Annotated in this window: 18 protein-coding genes; 13 read left to right on the forward strand and 5 right to left on the reverse strand. The window is 71.0% G+C overall.

What is annotated here, in order from left to right:
* The first annotated feature begins 27 nt into the window (after positions 1-27).
* Both AB0J36_RS16865 and AB0J36_RS16870 read left to right on the forward strand, forming a co-directional pair.
* A complete protein-coding gene (locus AB0J36_RS16865; RefSeq protein WP_357123329.1) occupies positions 28-726 on the forward strand; it encodes an ABC transporter ATP-binding protein in 699 nt (232 codons plus the stop codon).
* Entirely contained in the window at positions 723-1,940 is a 1,218-nt protein-coding gene (locus AB0J36_RS16870; protein WP_357122277.1) for an ABC transporter permease, read from the forward strand. The genes AB0J36_RS16865 and AB0J36_RS16870 overlap by 4 nt, the downstream gene beginning before the upstream one ends.
* Here the strand turns inward: AB0J36_RS16870 and AB0J36_RS16875 are convergent, their stop codons facing one another.
* Complete coding sequence (locus AB0J36_RS16875; protein WP_357122281.1) at positions 1,941-2,771, reverse strand: YhjD/YihY/BrkB family envelope integrity protein; 831 nt, start codon at positions 2,769-2,771, stop codon at positions 1,941-1,943.
* Between the two features lie 51 nt (positions 2,772-2,822).
* Between AB0J36_RS16875 and AB0J36_RS16880 the strand changes: the two genes are divergently transcribed.
* Together AB0J36_RS16880 and AB0J36_RS16885 are read left to right on the forward strand one after the other, a co-directional pair.
* Entirely contained in the window at positions 2,823-3,374 is a 552-nt protein-coding gene (locus tag AB0J36_RS16880; protein ID WP_363660837.1) for a GNAT family N-acetyltransferase, read from the forward strand.
* Between the two features lie 409 nt (positions 3,375-3,783).
* Positions 3,784-7,734 carry a CARDB domain-containing protein gene (locus AB0J36_RS16885; protein WP_363660838.1) on the forward strand — a complete coding sequence of 1,317 codons (3,951 nt, stop codon included), beginning with the start codon at positions 3,784-3,786 and terminating at the stop codon, positions 7,732-7,734.
* Between the two features lie 58 nt (positions 7,735-7,792).
* Here AB0J36_RS16885 and AB0J36_RS16890 read toward each other — a convergent pair whose 3' ends face one another.
* Both AB0J36_RS16890 and AB0J36_RS16895 read right to left on the reverse strand, forming a co-directional pair.
* Positions 7,793-8,062, reverse strand: a complete 270-nt coding sequence (locus AB0J36_RS16890; RefSeq protein ID WP_357122292.1) for a hypothetical protein — start codon at positions 8,060-8,062, stop codon at positions 7,793-7,795.
* Positions 8,059-8,301: a hypothetical protein gene (locus AB0J36_RS16895; RefSeq protein ID WP_357175076.1), complete on the reverse strand. Its 243-nt coding sequence runs from the start codon at positions 8,299-8,301 to the stop codon at positions 8,059-8,061. The genes AB0J36_RS16890 and AB0J36_RS16895 overlap by 4 nt, the downstream gene beginning before the upstream one ends.
* A gap of 136 nt (positions 8,302-8,437) precedes the next feature.
* Between AB0J36_RS16895 and AB0J36_RS16900 the strand changes: the two genes are divergently transcribed.
* The 7 genes from AB0J36_RS16900 (at position 8,438) to ispG (ending at position 14,577) form a co-directional block, all read left to right on the forward strand.
* Positions 8,438-9,319, forward strand: a complete 882-nt coding sequence (locus AB0J36_RS16900; protein ID WP_357175080.1) for a helix-turn-helix transcriptional regulator — start codon at positions 8,438-8,440, stop codon at positions 9,317-9,319.
* Positions 9,309-9,500: a DUF397 domain-containing protein gene (locus AB0J36_RS16905; RefSeq protein ID WP_357175083.1), complete on the forward strand. Its 192-nt coding sequence runs from the start codon at positions 9,309-9,311 to the stop codon at positions 9,498-9,500. The genes AB0J36_RS16900 and AB0J36_RS16905 overlap by 11 nt, the downstream gene beginning before the upstream one ends.
* Before the next feature lie 37 nt (positions 9,501-9,537).
* Positions 9,538-9,996 carry a hypothetical protein gene (locus AB0J36_RS16910; protein ID WP_357175086.1) on the forward strand — a complete coding sequence of 153 codons (459 nt, stop codon included), beginning with the start codon at positions 9,538-9,540 and terminating at the stop codon, positions 9,994-9,996.
* Between the two features lie 149 nt (positions 9,997-10,145).
* Entirely contained in the window at positions 10,146-10,787 is a 642-nt protein-coding gene (locus tag AB0J36_RS16915) for a Uma2 family endonuclease (RefSeq protein WP_357122308.1), read from the forward strand.
* A gap of 147 nt (positions 10,788-10,934) precedes the next feature.
* Entirely contained in the window at positions 10,935-12,146 is a 1,212-nt protein-coding gene (gene dxr / locus AB0J36_RS16920) for a 1-deoxy-D-xylulose-5-phosphate reductoisomerase (RefSeq protein WP_357122311.1), read from the forward strand.
* A complete protein-coding gene (locus tag AB0J36_RS16925) occupies positions 12,146-13,396 on the forward strand; it encodes a site-2 protease family protein (RefSeq protein WP_357175089.1) in 1,251 nt (416 codons plus the stop codon). Before dxr ends, AB0J36_RS16925 begins: the two co-directional genes overlap by 1 nt.
* A gap of 8 nt (positions 13,397-13,404) precedes the next feature.
* Positions 13,405-14,577, forward strand: coding sequence for a flavodoxin-dependent (E)-4-hydroxy-3-methylbut-2-enyl-diphosphate synthase (gene ispG, locus AB0J36_RS16930; RefSeq protein ID WP_363660839.1), 1,173 nt, complete (start codon positions 13,405-13,407; stop codon positions 14,575-14,577).
* Between the two features lie 104 nt (positions 14,578-14,681).
* Here the strand turns inward: ispG and AB0J36_RS16935 are convergent, their stop codons facing one another.
* Positions 14,682-15,269: a PadR family transcriptional regulator gene (locus tag AB0J36_RS16935; RefSeq protein ID WP_357175093.1), complete on the reverse strand. Its 588-nt coding sequence runs from the start codon at positions 15,267-15,269 to the stop codon at positions 14,682-14,684.
* Positions 15,270-15,420: 151 nt separating this feature from the next.
* On the opposite strand from AB0J36_RS16935, the gene AB0J36_RS16940 reads away from it, so the two are divergent.
* Entirely contained in the window at positions 15,421-16,260 is an 840-nt protein-coding gene (locus AB0J36_RS16940) for a GNAT family N-acetyltransferase (RefSeq protein ID WP_357175097.1), read from the forward strand.
* Positions 16,261-16,325: 65 nt separating this feature from the next.
* Here the strand turns inward: AB0J36_RS16940 and AB0J36_RS16945 are convergent, their stop codons facing one another.
* Positions 16,326-16,886: a hypothetical protein gene (locus tag AB0J36_RS16945; protein WP_357175101.1), complete on the reverse strand. Its 561-nt coding sequence runs from the start codon at positions 16,884-16,886 to the stop codon at positions 16,326-16,328.
* Between the two features lie 883 nt (positions 16,887-17,769).
* On the opposite strand from AB0J36_RS16945, the gene AB0J36_RS16950 reads away from it, so the two are divergent.
* Complete coding sequence (locus tag AB0J36_RS16950) at positions 17,770-21,369, forward strand: ABC transporter ATP-binding protein/permease (protein WP_363660840.1); 3,600 nt, start codon at positions 17,770-17,772, stop codon at positions 21,367-21,369.
* Positions 21,370-21,404 lie beyond the last annotated feature (35 nt).

Here is a 21,404-nt window from a genome sequence, read left to right on the forward strand (position 1 = left end):
CCGGTCCGGGACGCGCCGACCGAGGTGATCCCGGCGTACACCGAACCGGTCCTGCAGCTCGACGGGGTGAGCCGGACGTACCCGGGCGACGTCACCGCCCTGGACGACGTCTCGCTGACCGTACGCGCGGGAGAACTCCTCGCCATCGTCGGACCGTCCGGGTCCGGCAAGTCGACCCTGCTGAACATCATGGGCACGCTCGACCTGCCCACCAGCGGCCGGGTACGCGTCGCCGGGCAGGAGGTGACGGACCTGTCCGACCGGCGGCTCTCCGCGCTGCGGGGCCGGTGGCTCGGCTTCGTGTTCCAGCAGTTCCACCTCGTCGGAGGGCTCGACGCCGCCGAGAACGTCGCCACCGGGCTGCTCTATGCCGGTGTACCCCGTCGTCGCCGTCGCCGCACGGCCATCGACGCGCTGGCCCGGGTCGGCCTGGCGCACCGGGTCGACCACCTGCCGCACCAGCTCTCCGGCGGGGAACGCCAGCGGGTCGCCATCGCGCGGGCGCTGGTCAACGACCCGGCGCTGGTCCTGGCCGACGAGCCGACCGGCGCCCTGGACACCGCCAACGGCGAGGCGGTCCTGGCGCTGCTGCTGAGCCTGCACGCCGAGGGCACCACCATCGCCATGATCACCCACGATCGGGACCTCGCCGCCCGTACCCCTCGGCAGGTGGACATCCGCGACGGGCGGATCGTCTCCGACACCCTCGACAGGACCCACCGATGAGCACACCGACAGCGGCACCCGGCGGCCGGCCGCCCCGGCTCGCCCCGAGCGACGTACTCCGGCTCGGCCTGCTCGGGCTGACCAGCCGGCGGATGCGGGCGGCGCTGTCCGCCCTGGGCATCTCCATCGGCATCGCCACGATGATCGTCGTGGTCGGCATCCCGGCGTCCAGCCAACGCGACCTGATGGACCAGCTCTCCGCTCTCGGCACCAACCTGCTGCGCGCCGAACCCGTGCCGGACCAGGACCCGCCCGTGCTGCTGCCGGCGGAGTCGGTGGCGATGGTGGACCGGATCGGGCCCGTCGAGACGGTGAGCGCGGTCGCGAACACCCACGTCGCGGTCCGCCGCAACGACCTGGTGGACCGCTACGACACGTCGGGACTCACGACCCTCGCCGCGCGCCCGGATCTGCTGGACACCGTCAACGGACGGGTCCGCGTCGGCCGGTTCCTGGACGACGGCACGGCCCGGCTGCCGACCGCCGTCCTCGGCTACGTGGCCGCGAGCCGGCTCGGGTTCGCCACCGTCGACCCGGCCCGGCCGCCCCAGGTGCTCGTCGGTGAACGGTGGTTCACCGTGATCGGCGTACTCGATCCGCTGCCCATCGCCCCCGACCTGGACCGGTCGGTGCTGGTCGGCTGGGACGCGGCCCGAAACCTGCTCGGCTTCGACGGGCATCCCACGGTCGTGTACGTGCGGGCCCGCGAGGCCGCGCTGGAGGACGTGCGTGCCGTGCTGCCGGCCACCCTCGACCCGCAGTTGCCCGGGTTGATCCAGGTCAGCCGCCCCTCGGACGCGCTCGCCGCCAAGCGGGCCACCGAGAACACGTTCTCCGCGCTCTTCCTCGGGCTGGCCGCCGTGGCGCTGCTGGTCGGCGGGATCGGGGTCGCCAACACCATGGTCATCTCGGTGCTGGAGCGCCGCCGGGAGATCGGTCTACGCCGGGCGCTCGGCGCGAACCGGGGGCAGATCCGGGTGCAGTTCCTCACCGAATCGGTGCTGCTGTCCGTGCTCGGCGGAGCCGCCGGAGCGGTGCTCGGCGTGCTCGCGACGGTCGGGTACGCCAGCTACCAGGGCTGGCCGCCGACGATCCCGGTGACCTCGGTGGCCGGTGGCATCGGCGGCGCGATGCTGGTCGGGATGGCGGCGGGCGTCTACCCGTCGATCCGCGCCGCCCGCCTCACCCCCACCGAAGCGCTCGCCAGCGCATGATCAGCTCGGCCGCTGGGCACGCCACCGCGAGAGTGCCAGGGTCGCGGAGTAGCCGGCCAGGACGATCACGTGGAACACGTACAGCCACAGCAGCACGGCGACGCCCGCGCCGATCGGGTCGAAGCCGCCGAACGGCACGCCGAGGTCCAGCGGCAGGGACGCGAACAGCACGAAGCCGTGCAGGAACCCGGAGAGGTTGGCCGCCGTGAACGAACCGATCGCCAGGGTGGAGAGCCAGTCCGGCGACGCCGGCCCGACCACCCGGAACACCCACACCAGCACCGGTGTGAGCACCAGCCAGACCGCCAGGAAGGACAGCACGATGCCCAGCGCGCCGACCCAGCCGCCCTGGCGGACCAGGCGGGTGGTGAGCGGTAACGCCAGCAGGATCGACAGCAGCAGCGCGGGCGCCGGCGCGAGCAGCGGCAGCAACAGCAGCCGACCCCGCCACCCCACCAGGTGCTCGTCGGTGCGTGGCGCCGCCACCGACACGAACGCCCGGCGCAGCCCCTCGCCGTACAGCGACGCGGGCAGCAGGGAGGCGAGGGCCAGCAGCGGGGTCAACTGCACCCCGGCGTCGACCAGCGCGGCCACCGCCCGGGGCGCGCCGATCGCTGTCGGCAGGGCCTCCACGGCGTACGACGTGAGCCGGCGTACCCGATCGGCGCCCGCGACCAGCGAGGTGAGCCAGAGGGCCAGCAGCGCCACCGGGACCACGGCGATCGCCCCGTAGAAGGTGATCGCCGCGGCGTGCAGCGACAGGTCGCGTCCGCGCACCGGACGGAACGCGGCACTGGTGATCCGTTTCGCGCGCTGCCAACCGCTGCCCATCGGCTTCTCCTTCCCTGTCGTCGGGACGGTCACTCCTTAAGATCGCCGGTCATGACTGTTATCACCACCGAACGCCTCATCCTGCGCGATTGGACCGACGAAGCGGCGGACCTGGCCCGGATCTACGACATCTACCGGCGCCCGGAGATCACGCGCTGGTTGGGCGTGTCACCGGGTCTGCCGATGGTGGAGTCGGGTCAGGCCGCGGAACGGCTGCAGATGTGGCGGGACCGGCACGCCGCCGACGGCGGTCGCTACGGCACCTGGGCGATCGAGGTACGCGAGACCGGCGTCGTGGCGGGTACGGCGCTGCTCAAGCCGCTGCCGGGGCGCGACGAGAGTCAGCTCACCGACGACATCGAGGTGGGCTGGCACCTGCACCCCGACTCGTGGGGCCACGGCTACGCCACCGAGGCGGCGCGTGCGCTCATCGTCCGGGAGTTCGCCACCGGCACCTCCGAGATCTACGCGGTCGTGTCGCCGGGCAACGAGCCGTCGATGGCGGTCTGCCGGCGACTCGGCATGGCGCACGTGGGCCGGCGCACCGACTGGTACGGCGGCGAGGTGCTGGAGACCTTCGTCCTGGCGGCCCCAGCGGCCTGATCGTTCCGGAATCACCTGACGCAAGATCCGTACAGCTTCGGGGAAGGTTTCGCCTCCATTCGTCGGGGGTGGCGCCTTCCCTGATTTGTGCGTGGATCGAGGTGCGCCAACAGTGGGCAACTCCGTCAATAGTCACGGTGGTCGAAGTATTGACGCTCTCGTAGCACGTCAGTAACCTTTGGTCAAAGTTACGCAAGAACTAGACAAACGCGTGCACGATTCTGTGCATGCTCGCGGAAGATTCAACGGGCCTCCTGGGGAGGCCCGTTGATGGTCGTACCCCTCGAACGCCGGCCCGCCTCACCGGTCGGCGACGCACCGCCACCCACCCCACCGTGGTCACCCCCGCCCGCGGCAACCGTCCCCCGACGACAGGACAGTCATGAGACGACGAGCGACACTGTTCAGGATGGTGGCGGCGACAGTCGCGACCACGCTGATCGCGACCGCCCTCGCGAACCCGGCCCTCGCCACTCCGGCCTCCGCCGCCCGCCCCGCCGACCAACCGGCCGCCGCCAGCAGCGCCGTCGCCGCGGCGGCCACCAACCTCGCCCAGGGTCGTCCCACCCAGGAGAGCGGGCACGCCGACGTCTACGACTCGTCGAAGGTCGTCGACGGCAACGCGGGCAGCTACTGGGAGAGCGTCAACAACGCGTTCCCCCAGTGGGTACAGGTCGATCTCGGCTCGTCACAGTCGGTCAACCAGGTCGTGCTGAAGCTGCCGACCTCGGGCTGGGGCACCCGCACCCAGACGTTGAGCGTGCGGGGCAGCGCCGACGGCTCGTCGTTCACCGACCTGGCCGGGTCGCAGACGTACACCTTCAACCCGGCGAGCGGCAGCACCGCCACGATCAACTTCAGCGCCACCGCCACCCGCTACGTCCGGATCACCATCACCGCCAACAGCGGCTGGCCGGCCGGGCAGCTCTCCGAGCTGGAGGTGTACGGCAGCGGCGGCACCACCCCCGACACCACCGCGCCGAGCGCGCCCGGCAACCTCTCGTACACCCAGTCGGGCACCACCATCAGCCTCGCCTGGGTCGCGTCCACCGACAACTCCGGCGGTAGCGGTGTCGCCGGCTACGACGTCTACCGCAACGGCGCGTTCCTCCAGTCCGTCGGGACCGTGACCACGTTCAACGACACCCAGCCCACCACGGCGACCGTGTCGTACTACGTCCGGGCGCGCGACGCCGCCGGCAACGTCTCCGGCAACAGCAACACGGTGACCCGCACCGGCAGCGGTGACACCACCGCGCCGAGCGTGCCGGGGACGCTGTCGCAGAGCACGTCGGGCAGCACGATCACGCTCACCTGGGGCGCCTCCACCGACTCCGGTGGCAGTGGCCTGGCCGGCTACAACGTCTACCGGGGCGGCAGCCTGATCGCGACGCTGGGCACCGTCCTCACCTACCAGGACACCCAGCCCACGACCGCGACCGTCTCCTACTACGTCCGCGCCCGCGACGGCGCGGGCAACCTGTCCGGCAACAGCAACACCGTCACCCGGACCGGCAGCAACCCCCCGGCCTGCACGAACGTGGCGCAGGGCAAGAGCATGACGGCGAGCGGCTCCACCTTCACCTTCACCCCCGACAAGGCGAACGACGGGCAGCTCGGCACGTACTGGGAGGGCGCGGCCAGCTACCCGCAGAACCTCACCGTGGCGCTCGGCGCGAACCACTCGATCTCCGGCGTCACCGTGAAGCTCAACCCCGACTCGTCCTGGGGCACCCGTACCCAGACGATCCAGGTCCTCGGCCGCGACCAGGCGTCGTCGTCGTACACCAGCCTGGTGTCGGCGGCGGCCTACCAGTTCGTCCAGGGCGTCAACACGGTGACCATTCCGGTCAGCGCGACCACGGCGGACGTGCAGTTGCGGTTCACCGGCAACACCGGCGCTCCGTCCGGCCAGGTGGCCGAGCTGGAGGTCTGCGGCACGCCGGCCCCCAACCCGGACCTGGTCGTCAGCTCGCTGAGCTGGTCGCCGACGTCGCCCAGCGAGGTCTCCGCGATCACGCTCTCGGCCGTCGTGCAGAACATCGGCAGCGCCGCCGCGGCGGCCACGACGGTGAACTTCAGCCTGGCCGGGGCGCTCGTCGGCAGCGCCACGGTGGGCGCGCTCGCCGCCGGCGCCTCGACGACCGTGTCGTTCAACGCCGGTACGCGACCGATGGGCAGCTACGCCGTGTCGGCGGTGGTCGACCCGACCAACACGGTCGTCGAGCAGAACAACGGCAACAACAGCCTCACGGCGGCGTCGCCGCTGGTGGTGGCGCAGGCGCCGGGCCCCGACCTCCAGGTGCTCAGCATCGCCTCGAACCCGCCGAACCCGGCCGTCGGGGCGTCCGTCACCTTCACCGTGGCGGTCCGCAACCGGGGCACCACCGCGACCGGCGCGACCACCGTCACCCGACTGGTGGTGGGTGGCACCACGCTCAACACCAACACCGCCTCGATCGCCGCCGGCGCGACGGCCACCGTGGCCGTCAGCGGTAGCTGGACCGCCACCAGCGGCGGCGCGACCATCACCGCCACCGCCGACGCCACAAACGTGGTCGCCGAGACCAACGAGAGCAACAACACCTTCAGCCAGTCCATCGTGGTCGGACGCGGCGCGGCGGTGCCGTACGTCTCGTACGAGGCGGAGGCCGGCCGTTACTCGGGCACGCTGCTGGAGGCCGACCCGCTGCGCACCTTCGGGCACACCAACTTCGCCAGCGAGTCCTCGGGCCGCAAGTCGGTACGCCTCACCGGCACCGGCCAGTTCGTCGAGTTCACCTCGGCCAACCAGGCCAACGCCATCGTGGTGCGCAACTCCATCCCGGACGCGCCCGGTGGCGGCGGCATCGAGGCGACCATCAGCCTCTACGTCAACGACGTCTTCTCCCGCAAGCTGACCCTGTCGTCGAAGCACAGCTGGCTCTACGGCGACACCGACGGGCCGGAGGCGCTGACCAACACCCCGCAGGCCGACGCCCGACGGCTCTTCGACGAGTCGAACGCGCTGCTGTCGCAGTCGTACCCGGCGGGCACCCGGTTCAAGTTGCAGCGCGACTCGGGCGACACCGCCTCGTTCTACGTCATCGACATGATCGACCTGGAGCAGGTGGCCCCGCCGCTGAGCCAACCGGCCGGCTGCACGTCGATCACCCAGTACGGCGCGGTCCCGAACGACGGGCTCGACGACACCGCCGCCATCCAGCGGGCGGTGACCGACGACCAGAACGGCGTCATCAGCTGCGTCTGGATCCCGGCCGGGCAGTGGCGGCAGGAGCAGAAGATCCTGACCGACGACCCGCTGAACCGGGGCATGTACAACCAGGTCGGCATCAGCAACGTCACCATCCGGGGCGCCGGCATGTGGCACTCGCAGCTCTACACGCTGACCGAGCCGCAGAACGTGGTGGGCGGCATCAACCACCCGCACGAGGGCAACTTCGGCTTCGACATCGACAAGAACACCCAGATCTCCGACATCGCCATCTTCGGCTCCGGCCGGATCCGGGGCGGTGACGGCAACGCCGAGGGCGGCGTCGGTCTGAACGGCCGGTTCGGCACCGGCACCAAGATCAGCAACGTCTGGATCGAGCACGCGAACGTCGGCGTCTGGGTGGGCCGCGACTACGACAACATCCCCGACCTGTGGGGGCCGGCCGACGGGCTGGAGTTCAGCGGCATGCGGATCCGCGACACGTACGCCGACGGCATCAACTTCAGCAACGGCACGCGCAACTCGCGGGTGTTCAACTCGTCCTTCCGGACCACCGGCGACGACGCGCTCGCCGTCTGGGCCAACCCGTACGTCAAGGACCGCAGCGTCGACATCGCCCACGACAACCACTTCGTCAACAACACCGTCCAGCTGCCCTGGCGGGCCAACGGCATCGCCATCTACGGCGGCTACGACAACTCGATCGAGAACAACCTGATCTACGACACCGCCAACTACCCGGGCATCATGCTGGCGACCGACCACGACCCGCTGCCGTTCTCCGGCACGACGCTGATCGCCAACAACGGGCTCTACCGCACCGGCGGCGCGTTCTGGAACGAGGACCAGGAGTTCGGCGCCATCACGCTGTTCCCCTCCACCCGGGACATCACCGGCGTCACCATCCGGGACACCGACATCGTCGACTCGACGTACGACGGGATCCAGTTCAAGAACGGTGGCGGCAACATGCCGAACGTCGCCATCACCAACGTACGGATCGACAAGTCGAACAACGGTGCCGGCATCCTTGCGATGAGCGGCGCGCGCGGTAACGCCAACCTGACGAACGTGACCATCACGAATTCGGCCGACGGCAACATCGTCATCCAGCCGGGCTCGCAGTTCGTCATCAACGGCGGCTGAGGCTAACCCGCCGTTTCCGTGAAATCGGGGTGTCCGCATGCAGCGGACACCCCGATTTTCATGAACCCGAGTCGATCGTCGCCGCGCAGGGGCCGTCGTGGGCATCGGGTCGCCGGCACCGGCCGGCCTCGCCCAGCCGGGCGTCACAGAACACTCGGGTACGCAGGAACTGCGCGTCCTCCTCGCTGAGCGTGGTCTCGCCGAAGTCGACGACGGCGAGGTGACCGAGCGAGTCGCGCAGTGCCACGGCCAGGGCGGTCACCTCGTCGAGGCTGGTCAGCGTGGTCGGCAGGTGGATGATCCAGCGGGGCTCGGTTGCGACGCTCATGGCAGGACCACCGTTCCGCCGTCCACCAACGTCTGGATCTGCCCGTCGGTCAGGCCGCGCTCGTGCAGGACGCGACGGCCCCAACGGTGCAGTCGGCACGGGTGCCGGGCGTCGTCCCTGCGGCAGCGCTCGCCGTCCGGTCGCCGCACGGGGGCGTGCACGCTGACCGCCCGCAGCGCGAACACGACGTCCTCTTTGGTCACGTAGGGCGGCAATGGCAGGTCGTCGGTCGTTTCCATGGCCGTCCTCCGGTGGGATTTTCGCGGTCGCCGTCATCAATGAGGGTCATTCCACTGATGGTTCAACACAATGTTTCGGAGCAGAATCCGGACCGAGGGACGAGGCGGCTTACGCGACGACAGTCAGGGAGATGACGTGGACGACTCCGGCAGCACGGTTCCGCGGAGGCAGCTCGGCAGATATCTGAGAGAGCTTCGCGAAAACGCGTACGTGACCGTTTCCGCGGCGGCCAAGGAATTGGAATGGTCGGCACCCCGGATCTGGCGGTACGAGACCGGGCAGGTCTCCATGCACCCGAACGACGTGGCGGCCATGTGTCGCGTCTACGGCGCGTCCCCGGAGACGATCGAGACGATGCGGGCGCTCGCTCGGGAGACCAAGGCGCACGGTTGGTGGCACAGCTACGGCGAGGCGATCAAGGACTGGTTCAAGCTGTATGTCGGCCTGGAGGCCGCCGCCACCCGCATTCGCAAGTACGAGGCGGACCTCATCCCCGGGTTGTTGCAGACGATCGAGTACATGACCGAGGTCATCGCGACTGACCACCCGCAGATGAGCGAGGCGGATCGACGGGCGAAGGTGGACGTGCGGCTGCGCCGGCAACGGTTGCTGGTCCGAGCGATACCGCGCGCCCCGCGCCTCGACGTCATCCTGGCTGAGGCGGTGCTGCGCCGGCCGCTGCGGGATCGCGCGGCGATGGGCCGGCAACTGGATTCGCTTGTGGTGTCGTCGCGACAACACAACATCGGTATCCGGGTGCTGCCCCTCGACGCCGGCCTGGTGCGCTGGGCGCAGGCCGGCACCTTCACCATGCTCGACTTCCCGTCCGACGTCCGCGAGCCGGAGCCGACGACGATCTACATGGACGGCCCGTGCGGCGCGGTCTACCTTGACAAGACCCACGAGATTGAGATCTACGAGGACGCTTGGCGCTCCCTCGGCGAGCGGGCGCTCAGCGCCGACGAGTCCCGTGAGCTGATCGTGGCCATAGCGAAGGAGATGACCGATGGAGCGTGACGGAGTCTGGCGCACGTCGACCCGATCCGGCGGCGAGGGCGACTGCGTCGAGGTGGCCGGCTTCGCCGAGGTGGTCGGCGTACGCGACAGCAAGGACCGGCAGGGACCGACGCTGACCTTCACACCCTCGGCCTGGGCCGCGTTCGTCCAGTTCACGGCGGTGCACCAGCCCGTGCAATGATCACGGCCGGCTCGCTCGCGGGAGGCTGAGAATCACGATGGGTGTCGTCGCGACCGGGCTCTGCCTCGCCGTACCCGCTCTGTTCGTGCTCTGGCTGTGGGGCGGACCTCTGCTCACCGGCAGGTGGAAGACCCCGGGCTGGTTCGTCGCGACGGCCGGGCTTTCGATCGCTGCAGCCGTCGTCACCTGGTTCGTCGGGGCGTTCGCGGGTTCCTCCATGAGCTCGGAGGAGTCCTGCCGACAGGCCGGCGTCAGCTACGACAGCGCCTACCGCGCCGTGCACTGGCGTGAGTCGTCGCGATGGTTCCCCCTGCACGATCGATGCAATGCCACCTACGACCTGGTGCCCGTCTGGGTCAACCCGGCCCTGGTGCTGCTGTCCCTGCTTGCCGTCTCCTGCATCGGCGCAGCGGTCTGGCTGGCCGTCGTACGGCACCGGACCACGACGAGCCCGGGGTCGGCCCGCAGATCTTGGAAAGTTTCCGTTCGGCCATGACGGAAAGTGTCCAAGATCTGCACCGCCACGCGCGGAGGCTGCGGTGCGGTCATTTCGGATAGACGGACCATGTGTGCGGCGACGCACATCGTGGGCGGCGGTGGCTAGGCTGACCTGAGAAGGATGGTCCGCTGAGGGGGTGAGCCCGAATGGCCCAGGCAGCGTTCGCGCCGGAGCCGGCGCCGCAGCACACCGAGCCGTCGTTCGACGTGCTGCGGTGGCACGACGAGCCGTGGACCGCGCAGCTCGCCCTCGACCTGTTGCCGGAGACCAACGGCCCCAAGGTTGAGGTCCTGAGCGGAAGCGTGATCGTGACACCACATGCGGGGATCGACCATCAGTCGGTCGAGCGGGAACTGCCCTACGTGCTCCACCGTGCAGCGCGAAAGGCTGGCTTCTGGGTCTATCCGGAGATCAACGTCCTCTCCGGGGATGATCTCTTCATTCCAGACATCGTTGCGCTGCGCAGCTCCGGGGGTGGCCGCACGACGGTACCCATCGCCGAGGCGGTACTACTCGGGGAGATCGTTTCGCCGGGCAACCGACGCAAGGACGTGATCGACCGGCCCCGGGAGTACGCGGCTGCTGGAGTTCCGTTCTTTCTCCGAGTGGACCTGCGCAATCGGGTACCGACGCTGGCTCTGTTCGAGCTGGTCAACGGGGAGTACCGGCCGATGGCCGCCGCAGCAGCGGGCAGCACCTTCGCGATGCGCGAGCCCTTCGAGTTCTCAATCGATCCGGCCGAACTGCTGGACGAGGAATCGGTCCCAGACGAGTCCGGCACCGCTTGATCGACACGGGTTCGGTGACGTCGGGGTGTCCGGGAGCTGCGGATACCCCGAGATTGGCGAACTCGTGTGGATCAAGGCCGGCGGCGGCGGGCGGGGTGGGCTGAGGCTCCCAGCGGGCACACAGCGGCGGTGGGGGAGAATGGCCCGGTGACTTCCCCCCGCGATCTTGTTCTGCTCGGGTCCACCGGTTCGATCGGCACACAGGCCATCGACATCGTCCGGCGCAACCCGGACCGGTTCCGGGTGGTGGCGATCGGGGCGGGTGGCGGCAACGTCGAACTGCTCGCCGCGCAGGCCCTCGAGCTGGGCGTCGAGGCGGTCGGGGTGGCCAAGGCGTCCGCCGCGCAGGACCTGCAACTCGCGTTCTACGCCGAGGCGAGCCGGCGCGGCTGGGCCACCGGGGACTTCAAGCTTCCCAAGATCGTGGCCGGCCCGGACGCCATGACCGAGCTGGCGCAGTGGCCGTGCGACGTCGTGCTGAACGGGGTGGTCGGCTCGCTGGGCCTCGCTCCTACGCTGGCCGCGCTGCGCGGTGGTCGTACTCTCGCGTTGGCCAACAAGGAGTCGCTCGTGGCCGGCGGCCCGCTGGTCAAGGCCGCGGTGACGCGGCCGGGGCAGATCGTTCCGGTCGACTCGGAGCATTCGGCGCTCGCGCAGTGTCTGCGGTCCGGGTCGCGCGGTGAGGTGCGGCGGCTGGTCGTCACGGCCAGCGGCGGCCCGTTCCGGGGACGGCGGCGCGACGAGTTGACGCAGGTCACACCCGAGCAGGCGCTCGCGCACCCGACGTGGAACATGGGGCCGGTCGTCACGATCAACTCGGCGACCATGGTCAACAAGGCGCTTGAGGTGATCGAGGCGCACGAACTGTTCGACGTGCCCTACGCCGACATCACCGTCATGGTGCACCCGCAGTCGGTGATCCACTCGATGGTCGAGTTCGTGGACGGGTCGACGATCGCCCAGGCCAGCCCACCGGACATGCGGCTGCCGATCGCGCTCGGCATCGGCTGGCCGGACCGGGTGCCCGAGGCCGCCGCCGCCGTCGACTGGACGGCAGCGCACAGCTGGGAGTTCGCGCCGCTGGACGACGAGGCGTTCCCGGCCGTGGCGCTCGCTAAGGCCGCCGGGGAGGCCGGACGCTGCCGCCCGGCGATCTACAACGCGGCGAACGAGGAGTGCGTGGCGGCGTTCGTGGCCGGACGGCTGCCGTTCCTCGGCATCGTCGACACCCTCGAGCGCGTGTTGGAGGACGCTCCGGACTTCGGCGAACCAGGTACCGTCGAGGACGTGCTCGCGGCCGAGTCGTGGGCGCGCGCGCACGCGCAGGAGATCATCGCGGGTTCGGTGGAAGGAGCTTGATGTCTAACCTGCTCGGGGTGGTCCTCTTCGCCCTGGCCATTCTCATCTCGGTCAGCCTGCACGAGGCGGGTCACATGCTGACCGCCAAGGCGTTCGGGATGAAGGTCACGAAGTACTTCGTCGGTTTCGGCCCCACCATCTGGTCGTTCCAGCGGGGCGAGACCGAGTACGGACTCAAGGGCATCCCCCTCGGCGGCTTCTGCAAGATCGTCGGGATGACGCCGAACGACGACGACGTCGACCCGGCCGACGAGCCGCGCGCGATGTGGCGGTTCCCGGTGTGGAAACGCACGATCGTCATGTCCGCGGGCTCGATCACCCACTTCGCGCTGGCGCTTGTCACCATCTGGCTGGCGGCCGTCACCCTCGGCCTGCCCAATCCCAAGTTCCCCACGAACGACGCGCAGGTCCGGCAGGAGCCGGCGGTGATCGCGCTCTCCGACTGCGTGATGCCGAAGATCGACCAGCGCGCCTGCGCCCCGGGTGACCCGGCCAGCCCGGCAGCCCAGGCCCAGCTTCGCGACGGCGACCGGATCACCGCACTCAACGGCAAGCCGGTGAACAACTACGGTGAGATGCTCACCGGCCTGCGCGCGCTGAAGCCGGGCGAGACCGTGAAGATCGGGTACGTCCGCGACGGCCAGCCCGGCGAGACCAGCACCGTGCTGGCCCAGACGGAGCGTCCGCCGCTCGACAACCCGAAGGGCACCATCGGTCCGGTCGCCGCGCTCGGCGTCGGGCTCACCATCACCACCCCGAACCTCGTCACGTACGGTCCGGTCGCCGCGTTCGGCGCCACCGGCGACTTCACCCGCGGGCTGGCCGTCGGCACCGTCGACGCGTTGCAGCGGCTGCCGCAGAAGGTCCCCGCGCTGTGGACCGCCATCACCGGCGGCGAACGTGACGTGGACACCCCGATCAGCGTGGTCGGGGCCAGCCGGCTCGGCGGCGAGGCGGTCGCCCACGGGGCCTGGCTGATGTTCGTCTTGCTCTTCATCTCGCTGAACTTCTTCATCGGCGTGTTCAACCTGCTCCCGCTGCTCCCCCTGGACGGCGGCCACATCGCCATCGCCTGGTTCGAGCGGGCCCGCTCCTGGCTCTACGCGCGGATCGGCCGGGCCGACCCGGGTCGGGTGGACTATCTCAAGCTGATGCCCTTCACGTACGCGGTGATCCTGATCGGTGGCGTGTTCACGCTGCTGACCATCACCGCGGACGTCGTCAACCCGATCACGCTCTTCCCAAGGTGAGTGCTGAAGTGACCGCTATCAGTCTCGGCATGCCCGCTGTGCCGCCCCCGCCGCTCGCACCCCGCCGGGCCAGCCGCCAGATCATGGTCGGCTCGGTGCCGGTCGGTGGCGGCGCGCCGGTGTCGGTGCAGTCAATGACCACGACCCTCACCTCCGACGTCAACGCGACCCTGCAGCAGATCGCCGAGCTGACCGCGTCCGGCTGCCAGATCGTCCGGGTGGCGGTGCCGTCCCAGGACGACGTCGAGGCGCTGCCCGCGATCGCCAAGAAGTCGCAGATCCCGGTGATCGCCGACATCCACTTCCAGCCCAAGTACGTCTTCGCCGCCATCGACGCCGGCTGCGCGGCCGTCCGGGTCAACCCGGGCAACATCCGGCAGTTCGACGACAAGGTCAAGGAGATCGCGCGCGCGGCGGGGGACGCCGGCGTGCCGATCCGGATCGGCGTCAACGCGGGCTCACTGGACAAGCGGCTGCTCACCAAGTACGGCAAGGCCACCGCCGAGGCGCTCGTCGAGTCGGCGCTGTGGGAGTGCTCGCTCTTCGAGGAGCACGGCTTCCGCGACATCAAGATCTCGGTGAAGCACAACGACCCGGTCGTGATGATCCGGGCGTACCGGCAGCTCGCCGAGCAGTGCGACTACCCGCTGCACCTCGGCGTCACCGAGGCCGGGCCGGCCTTCCAGGGCACCATCAAGTCGGCGGTCGCCTTCGGCGCGCTGCTCGCCGAGGGCATCGGCGACACCATCCGGGTGTCGCTCTCCGCCCCGCCGGTCGAGGAGATCAAGGTCGGTAACCAGATCCTGGAGTCCCTCGGCCTGCGCGAGCGCGGCCTGGAGATCGTCTCCTGCCCGTCCTGCGGCCGTGCCCAGGTGGACGTCTACAAGCTCGCCGAGGAGGTCACCGCCGGCCTCGAAGGGCTGCCGGTGCCGCTGCGGGTCGCCGTCATGGGCTGCGTCGTCAACGGTCCGGGCGAGGCCCGCGAGGCCGACCTCGGTGTCGCCTCCGGCAACGGCAAGGGCCAGATCTTCGTCAAGGGGCAGGTCGTCAAGACCGTGCCCGAGGGCCAGATCGTGGAGACGCTTATCGAAGAGGCGCTGCGCATCGCCGACGAGATGGGTGCCGATCTGCCCGAGGAGCTGCGCGGGCTGGTCACCGGCCCGACGGTCACCGTGCACTGAGCCAGTTCCACGAAAGCGGGCCGTTCCCCCTCGGGGAGCGGCCCGCTTTCGTTGCGGCGCGCCGTTCCCCCTCGGGGAGCGGCCCGCATTCGTTCTGGCGGGTCTCACTCGGATTCGGCGAGGATCGCGTACAGCTTGCGTCGGGTCTCGTCGAGGACCTGGGCGGCCCGCTCACGCTGGTCGTCGGTGCCGTGCATCATCACCTGCCGCAGGGCGTTCATCGCCTGCGCGCCGGAGTCGCGGATGTCGTGCCAACTGCTCACGGTGTCCTGGGCGACGTCCGCCCAGGGTGGCGTCTGCGCGGCGGCGGTGGCCTCGGCCTGACCGGCCTCGGTGACGGTGAACCGCTTCCGTCCGCCGCTGGGCTCCTCGGTGCTGGCGGCGATCACACCCTCGTCCTCCAGGAGCTGGAGCGTGGGGTAGATCGAACCCGGGCTGGGCCGCCAGGCCCCGCCGGTACGGGAGTCGATCTCCTGGATCATCTCGTAGCCGTGCATCGGCCGCTCGGTGAGCAGGGCCAACACCGCGCCGCGGACGTTGGGGCGTCGCCCCCTGCCGCGGCCGTGCCCGCGACCACGGCCGCGCCCGCCGTGCTCGTGGCCGTGCTCGTGGGGGCCGGGCGGGACCGGCGGGAAGCCGAATCCCCGCATCCGGGCCTCGTGCATCGGGTGGTGCTGTCGATGGAACCGCATCGGGTTCTCCCTCTCTACGTACTGTCGCTGATGCATCAACGATATATCGGCAATGCATCGCCGACAAGTAGCGGTGAGCAATTCGGCCCTTTGCGGTCCGCCTCGCCACTCGGCCGGCGGGGCGAGGGGTCGATCTGGCAGGCTGGTAGTCGTGCTTACGGTGCCGGTACGGCAACTGGGGGAATCGGAGCGCCGCGCGGTCGAGCGCCTGCTCGACCGTGACCCGTTCGCGGGCGCGCAGGTCGCCGAGCGCATCGCCGCGCGCGGACTGTCCTGGTGGCGGGCCGAAGGGCGGATCCTGGGGTACGGCGCCCGCCGCAACCTCGAATCACTGTGCTGGCTCGGCGGCAACCTGACGCCGGTGCTCGCCAACGACGCCGCCGTCTCCGCCTTCGCCGACCTGCTCGCCGGGGAGGACCGGCTCTGCTCCTCGATCGTCGGCCGCGCGGACGCCGTCCTCGCCCTCTGGGACCGGCTCTCCCACACCTGGGGTCCGGCCCGCGACGTCCGCCCCAACCAGCCGCTGCTGGCCACCGACACGACGCCGGCCGGACCGGCCGATCCAGAGGTACGCCGCGTCCGCTCCGGCGAGGTCGACCGACTCTTCCCGGCGGCGGTCGCCATGTACACCGAAGAGGTGGGCGTCTCCCCGCTCGCCGAGGACGCCGGCCGCAGCTACCGACGCCGGGTCAACGACCTGGTCCGCGCCGGCCGCGCGTACGCCCGGTTCGTCGACGGCAAGGTCGTGTTCAAGGCCGAGTTGGCCGTCGTGACGAAGCGGACCGCCCAGGTCCAGGGCGTCTGGGTCGCCCCGGAATGGCGGGGCCGGGGCATCGCCGCCGCCGCCATGGCCGCCGTGGTGCGCGACGCGCTGGCCCGGGTCGCTCCCACGGTCAGCCTGTACGTCAACGACTTCAACCTTCCGGCCCGCCGAGTCTACGAACGCTGCGGCTTCCAACCGGTCGGCACGCTCGCCACGGTCCTCTTCTGAAGCATCTTGCTGGACGTACGGCGATGGCCGGCACCCGTTGTCGGGGTGCCGGCCATCTGTGTGTGTTAGCTGTTCCAGTTGTGGGCGACCAGGTCGGTGGCCTGCTGCTCCCACTGCGCGTACGCGTCCGGGTACGCCGACACCTGCACGGTCTGGGCGGCGTCGGTCAGCGGCATGTCCTGCCAGCCGTCAACCTGACGCAGGCCCTTGAGGAACGCGGTGGTGGAGTACTCGGGGTTGGTGATCTGCTCCGGGGTGCCCCAACCGCTGGTCGGGCGCTGCTGGAACAGACCCAGCGAGTCGTGGTCGTTGGCGTCGCCGAGGTGACCCAGGTTCTCCAGCTTCGACTCCTGCAGGCTCGTCGCGATCGAGATGACCGCCGCCCGCTCGGGCAGGCCGGCCTTCTTGGTGGCGGCGATGATGGCCTTGGCGTTGGCGGTCTGCTCGCCGTTGAGGTCGATGTGCGACTGGTCGCCCTGCGGCTTGGGTGCGGCGGTCTGCACCGCGGCGGCGGCGGGCTTGGCGTCGACCGGGTTGGCGTGGGCGGCGATGGGGCCGGCGAAGACGCCACCGGCGAACGCGAGACCAGCGATGGACAGCATGCTCTTGCGGAAGATCGTGTTCATGGGGGTTGCTCCTTCGGGGGTAGGAAACACCCACCTGTCACCAGTGCGGGGGATCGGTGACGGGGGTGTCAGCACCTCGTCCGGGCGCTCAAAGACTGGGGGGCGGCCTACGAGCGGGGGGGGGGGGGCTCGTGGCGGCCGGTCCGGGTGTAACGACCCGGGGGGCGGGGCCATTCCCCGGGGGGCTGACGATCCGCGGTGAGCGGGCTCGCCGTGCCGGGAGGGTGTGTAACGACCTGCGGTCCGGGGCCATTCCCGGGGGCTGACGATCCGCGGTGAGCGGGGCTCGTCGTGCCGGGACCGGGTGTAACGACCTGCGGTCCGGGGTCATTCCCGGGGGCTGACGATCCGCGGGGAGCGGGGCTCGCCGTGCCGGGACCGTGTGTAACGACCCGCGGTCCGGGGTCACTCCCGGGGGGCTTGGCTCCCGCGGGGGCGGGGGGCTCGGCCGTGGTCCTGCGATCGTCAGGCTGTGTAACGACCTGCGGCCCGCCGCGATTCCAGCCCAGCCGTGCGTCCGGTCACCCCCGCGAAGACCCGGTGACCGGACATATCGCCCAGCGGGCGCGAACGGCGTGGCGGGTGCCAAAGCATTCGGGTCGTGATCGACTCGACATCGCCGAAGTTGGGGTATCCGAGGCCGGATGACACCGCGATATCGGTGATGTCGAGTTGATCATGGCCGTTCGGGGCCGGTTGATGCCCCTGGATCGGCGATGCCGAGTCGATCATGGCTGTCCGGGGGCGGGCAGGTCTCGCGCTCCCGTTGTCGGCGCGCCGGGCGATCGGGGATGACCTGCTCAGGGCGGGTAAATCGGTTGAGGGGACCGGGGCGCTGCCGGCACGCTGGGTGTTCCGCCACCCACGTCCGGAGGAACCTCCCATGCGCCTGCTCCGTGATCTGTGGGCCACCTCGCCACGCCGTATGACGCTCGTGGCCATCCTGATCGTGCTGGGCGCCGCCGGTCAGGCGGGCGCGTCCGCGCTGGCCGGCGCGGTGCTCGTACACCGGTCGGCCGTTTCCTTCACGGTCCTCGCCGCCGCGTTGGCCGCCGTGGTGCTCAGCGACCTGGTGGTGAGCCTGGTGATGGCCGGGCTGACCGCCGACTGGTCCGCCGACGTCCGTCGGCGGCTCTGCCGGGTCGCGCTCGGGCAGGATCTGCCGAGCCTCGAGACCACCCCGGTCGGCGAGCTGCTGGACCGCATCGACGGGGATGTCTACCAGGTGGCGTCGGCGGTTCGTAACCAGGGTTCGCGGCTCGCCCAGGGGCTCTGCGTCGGTCTGCTGTCGATGGTCGTCGCGCTCGCCGTGTGGTGGCCGGCCGGCATCGCGATGCTGCTGCTGACCGTGGTGCTCGGGGTGGGGCTGCGCCGACCCACGGCACGGATCGGCCCGGCCCGGATGGTCGAGGAAGAGGCATGGTCCGACCTGGCCGCCGTGATGGAGGAGGCGGTGCACGGCCAGGACGACGTGCGGACCAGCCTGGCCCAGCCGTACGTGCTGCGGCTCTATGCCCGGCGGGCCGCCACCGTGCTGTCCCGCGGCCATCGGGTCTGGGTGCTCTCGGCCAAGGTGGCGACGGTCGCCACCGCCACGATCCGGGTCGGCGTCGGCGCGGTGGTGCTCGGCGGGGCCTGGGCCCTGGCCACCGGCCGGGTCGACGCCGCCCGGCTCACCGCCATCTGGCTGCTCGCCCTGGCCTTCGGGGCCACGGCGGAACACGTCGGCCGGATGGTGCCCGAACTACAGGAGGCCCTCGGCGCGTGGGCCCGCGTGCAGCTGCTCCAGAAGGTTCGGCAGGAACCGGTCGGCGGGGCCACCCCGGTCGAGGGCGACCTGCGCATCCGGGACCTGACGTTCGGGTACGAGGTGAGCGGCCCGGAGAGTGGACGAGGTCCGGCCCTGCGCGGGCTCAGCCTCACCTTCGCGCGGGGACGCTCGTACGCTCTGATCGGGCGTACCGGGTCGGGCAAGTCGACCCTGGCGAAGGTGCTCACCCGGGCCGTGGACGTGCCGCCGGGCACCGTCTTCCTCGGCGGCACCGACCTGTGCGACCTCGACGTGGAGGAGTTGCGCCGCTGGGTGGCGCTGGTGCCGCAGCGCACCGAGATCGTGGCCGGCACGCTCGCCGAGAACGTCGCGCTCTACGACCCGGACCTGCTGGACGCCGCCGCCCGAGCGCTCGACGAACTGGGCCTGGCCGGCTGGATCGCCGAGCTGCCCGACGGATTGGCGACCCGGCTGGGGGAGGGCGGACACGTGCTCTCCGCCGGGCAGGAACAGTTGGTGGCGTTCGCCCGGATCCTGGTCCGGGACCCGCACGTGGTGATCCTCGACGAGGCCACCGCGCGGTTGGACCCGGTGACCGAGGCGCGGGTGCAGCGGGCCACCGAGCGACTGCTGCGCGACCGGATCGGCATCGTGATCGCGCACCGACTCTCCTCGGTGCGCCGCTGCGACGAGGTGGTGGTGCTCGCCGACGGCGCGGTGGTCGAGGCCGGTCCGTTGGAGACGTCCACGCGGTTCGCCGAGTTGCTGGCGACCAGTCACGCCGCCGTCTACGCCGGCGGGGCGTCGACGTCCCGCACCGGCGGCGGCACCGACCTCCTGACCGGCCCGAGCACCGCCGGCACCGACCTGCTGGCCGACCCGAACACGGCGGGCACCGACCTGCTGGCCGGTCGGGACACGGCCGGCCCGAACACCGCCGGTCGGGACACCGCTGGTTCGGTCGATGTGGCGGCGGTGGCGGGGGCCGGGTCGGCGTCGGCGTCGCGTACCGACCCGCCGCCGTTGCCGCCGACGCCGCCGGCGCGGACCTTCCGGGAGATCATCCGGCTCTGCACCAACGATCCCCGGTACGGAGCCGCCGCGATCGCCCTGTTCCTCGGACTCAGCCTGCTGGGGCTGGACGGTCCGCTGCTGCCGTGGCTGTGGGCCGACCTGGTCGACGGCTCCGGCAGTCCGTACCTGCCCGCGTTGGGCATCGTGGCCGGGCTGCTGGTCACCCTGCCGCTGCCGTTCTACACACACGTGTGGTTTCCGCACTGGTGGGTGCGGCAGATGCTGCGGATCGGCCTGCGGCTGGTGCACGGCCAGACCGGCCCTCGCCGGGTCAGCTCGCACAGCCCGGCGGAGGTGGTGGCCCAGGGCGGCGACACCGAGCGGGTGGTGCAGCTCGCCGACAACGTGTTGGACCAGACCGTGGCGGTGGTGCTGGTGGTGGCCATGACGGCGGTCACCGGCAGCGTCGTACCGGGGCTGTTCTTCCTCGGCACGATGGTGGTCTCCGGCCTGGCCGCGACGTTGTTCGGGCCGAAGCTGGAGCGCGCGGCGCGGGCGACCGTCGCGGCGCGGGCCGCCTTCGCCACCGCGTTGGTCTCCGCGCTCTCCGCGGCGCGGACGGTCAAGCTCGCCGGCGCGACGTCAGCGGTGCTGCGTCACCTGTCCGACCTGGACGTGCTGCGCAGTGACCGGCAGCGCCGGGAGATCGCCGTGCAGGTGTGGTCCCGGTCGACGCCGGCGGTGGTCAGCGGGCTGCTGCCGATCGGCGCGTGGGCCCTCTACCTGGGCGGCGAACTGTCGGCCGGCACGGTGCTGGTGGCCGTCTCCACGCTGGGCGCGGCCCGGTGGTTCGCCTGGACCACCGCGTCGTTGATCTCCCAACTGCCGTCGGCGCGGGTGTGGACCCGGCGGACGGTGGCGATGACGGGCGTGGGGGCGTACTCGGTGGGGGTGCCGGCGGTCGACCTGGCCGGCGGCACCGCGCCCGCGCCGACGCCGCCGCCGCGCCGCCCGCTGCGCCGACTGGAGCTGCGCGGCTTCTCGGTGGTGCACTCCGACGGCACGGTCGCCGTGCGCGACGTGGACCTGACGGTCCAGCGCGGGCAGTTGGTGCTGGTCGTCGGGCCGGTCGGAGCGGGCAAGTCCTCGCTGCTGCGGGCCCTCGCGGGCATCGTGCACCACACCGGCGAGCTGCGGTGGAACGGTGACACGGTCACCGAGCCCGAGCTGTTCCTACGCCCCAACCAGGTCGGTTACGTCGGTCAGCTACCCCGGGTGCTCTCCGGCACGGTGGTCGAGAACATCGCGCTCGGCCACCAGGTGGACGCGGCGGACGCGGTCAGCACGGCGCAGCTCGACCACGACCTGGCCGCCGCCGGGGGTGGGCTGGGCCTGCTCATCGGGCACAAGGGCACCCGGCTCTCCGGCGGTCAGCTCCAGCGGCTGGCCCTGGCCCGGGCGCTGGCGCCGCGTACCGAACTGCTGGTCGCGGACGACGTGTCGTCGGCGCTGGACGTCACGACGGAGCTGGCGCTGTGGCAGGCGCTGCGGGCGCACGGCGTGACCGTGGTGGGGTCCACCGCCAAGCGTGCCGCGTTGGTCCGGGCCGACCACGTGGTGGTGTTGGGGGAGGGCACGGTGGCGGCCCAGGGGACCTGGCGCGAGCTGGAGGGCGACTGGTCGCACCTCGCCGGCTGAGAGCCGGGGTCGGGCGGGGGGCGGGGGGGGGGGGG

This window comes from Micromonospora sp. NPDC049662, from assembly GCF_040675055.1.
Classification (GTDB): Bacteria; Actinomycetota; Actinomycetes; order Mycobacteriales; family Micromonosporaceae; genus Micromonospora.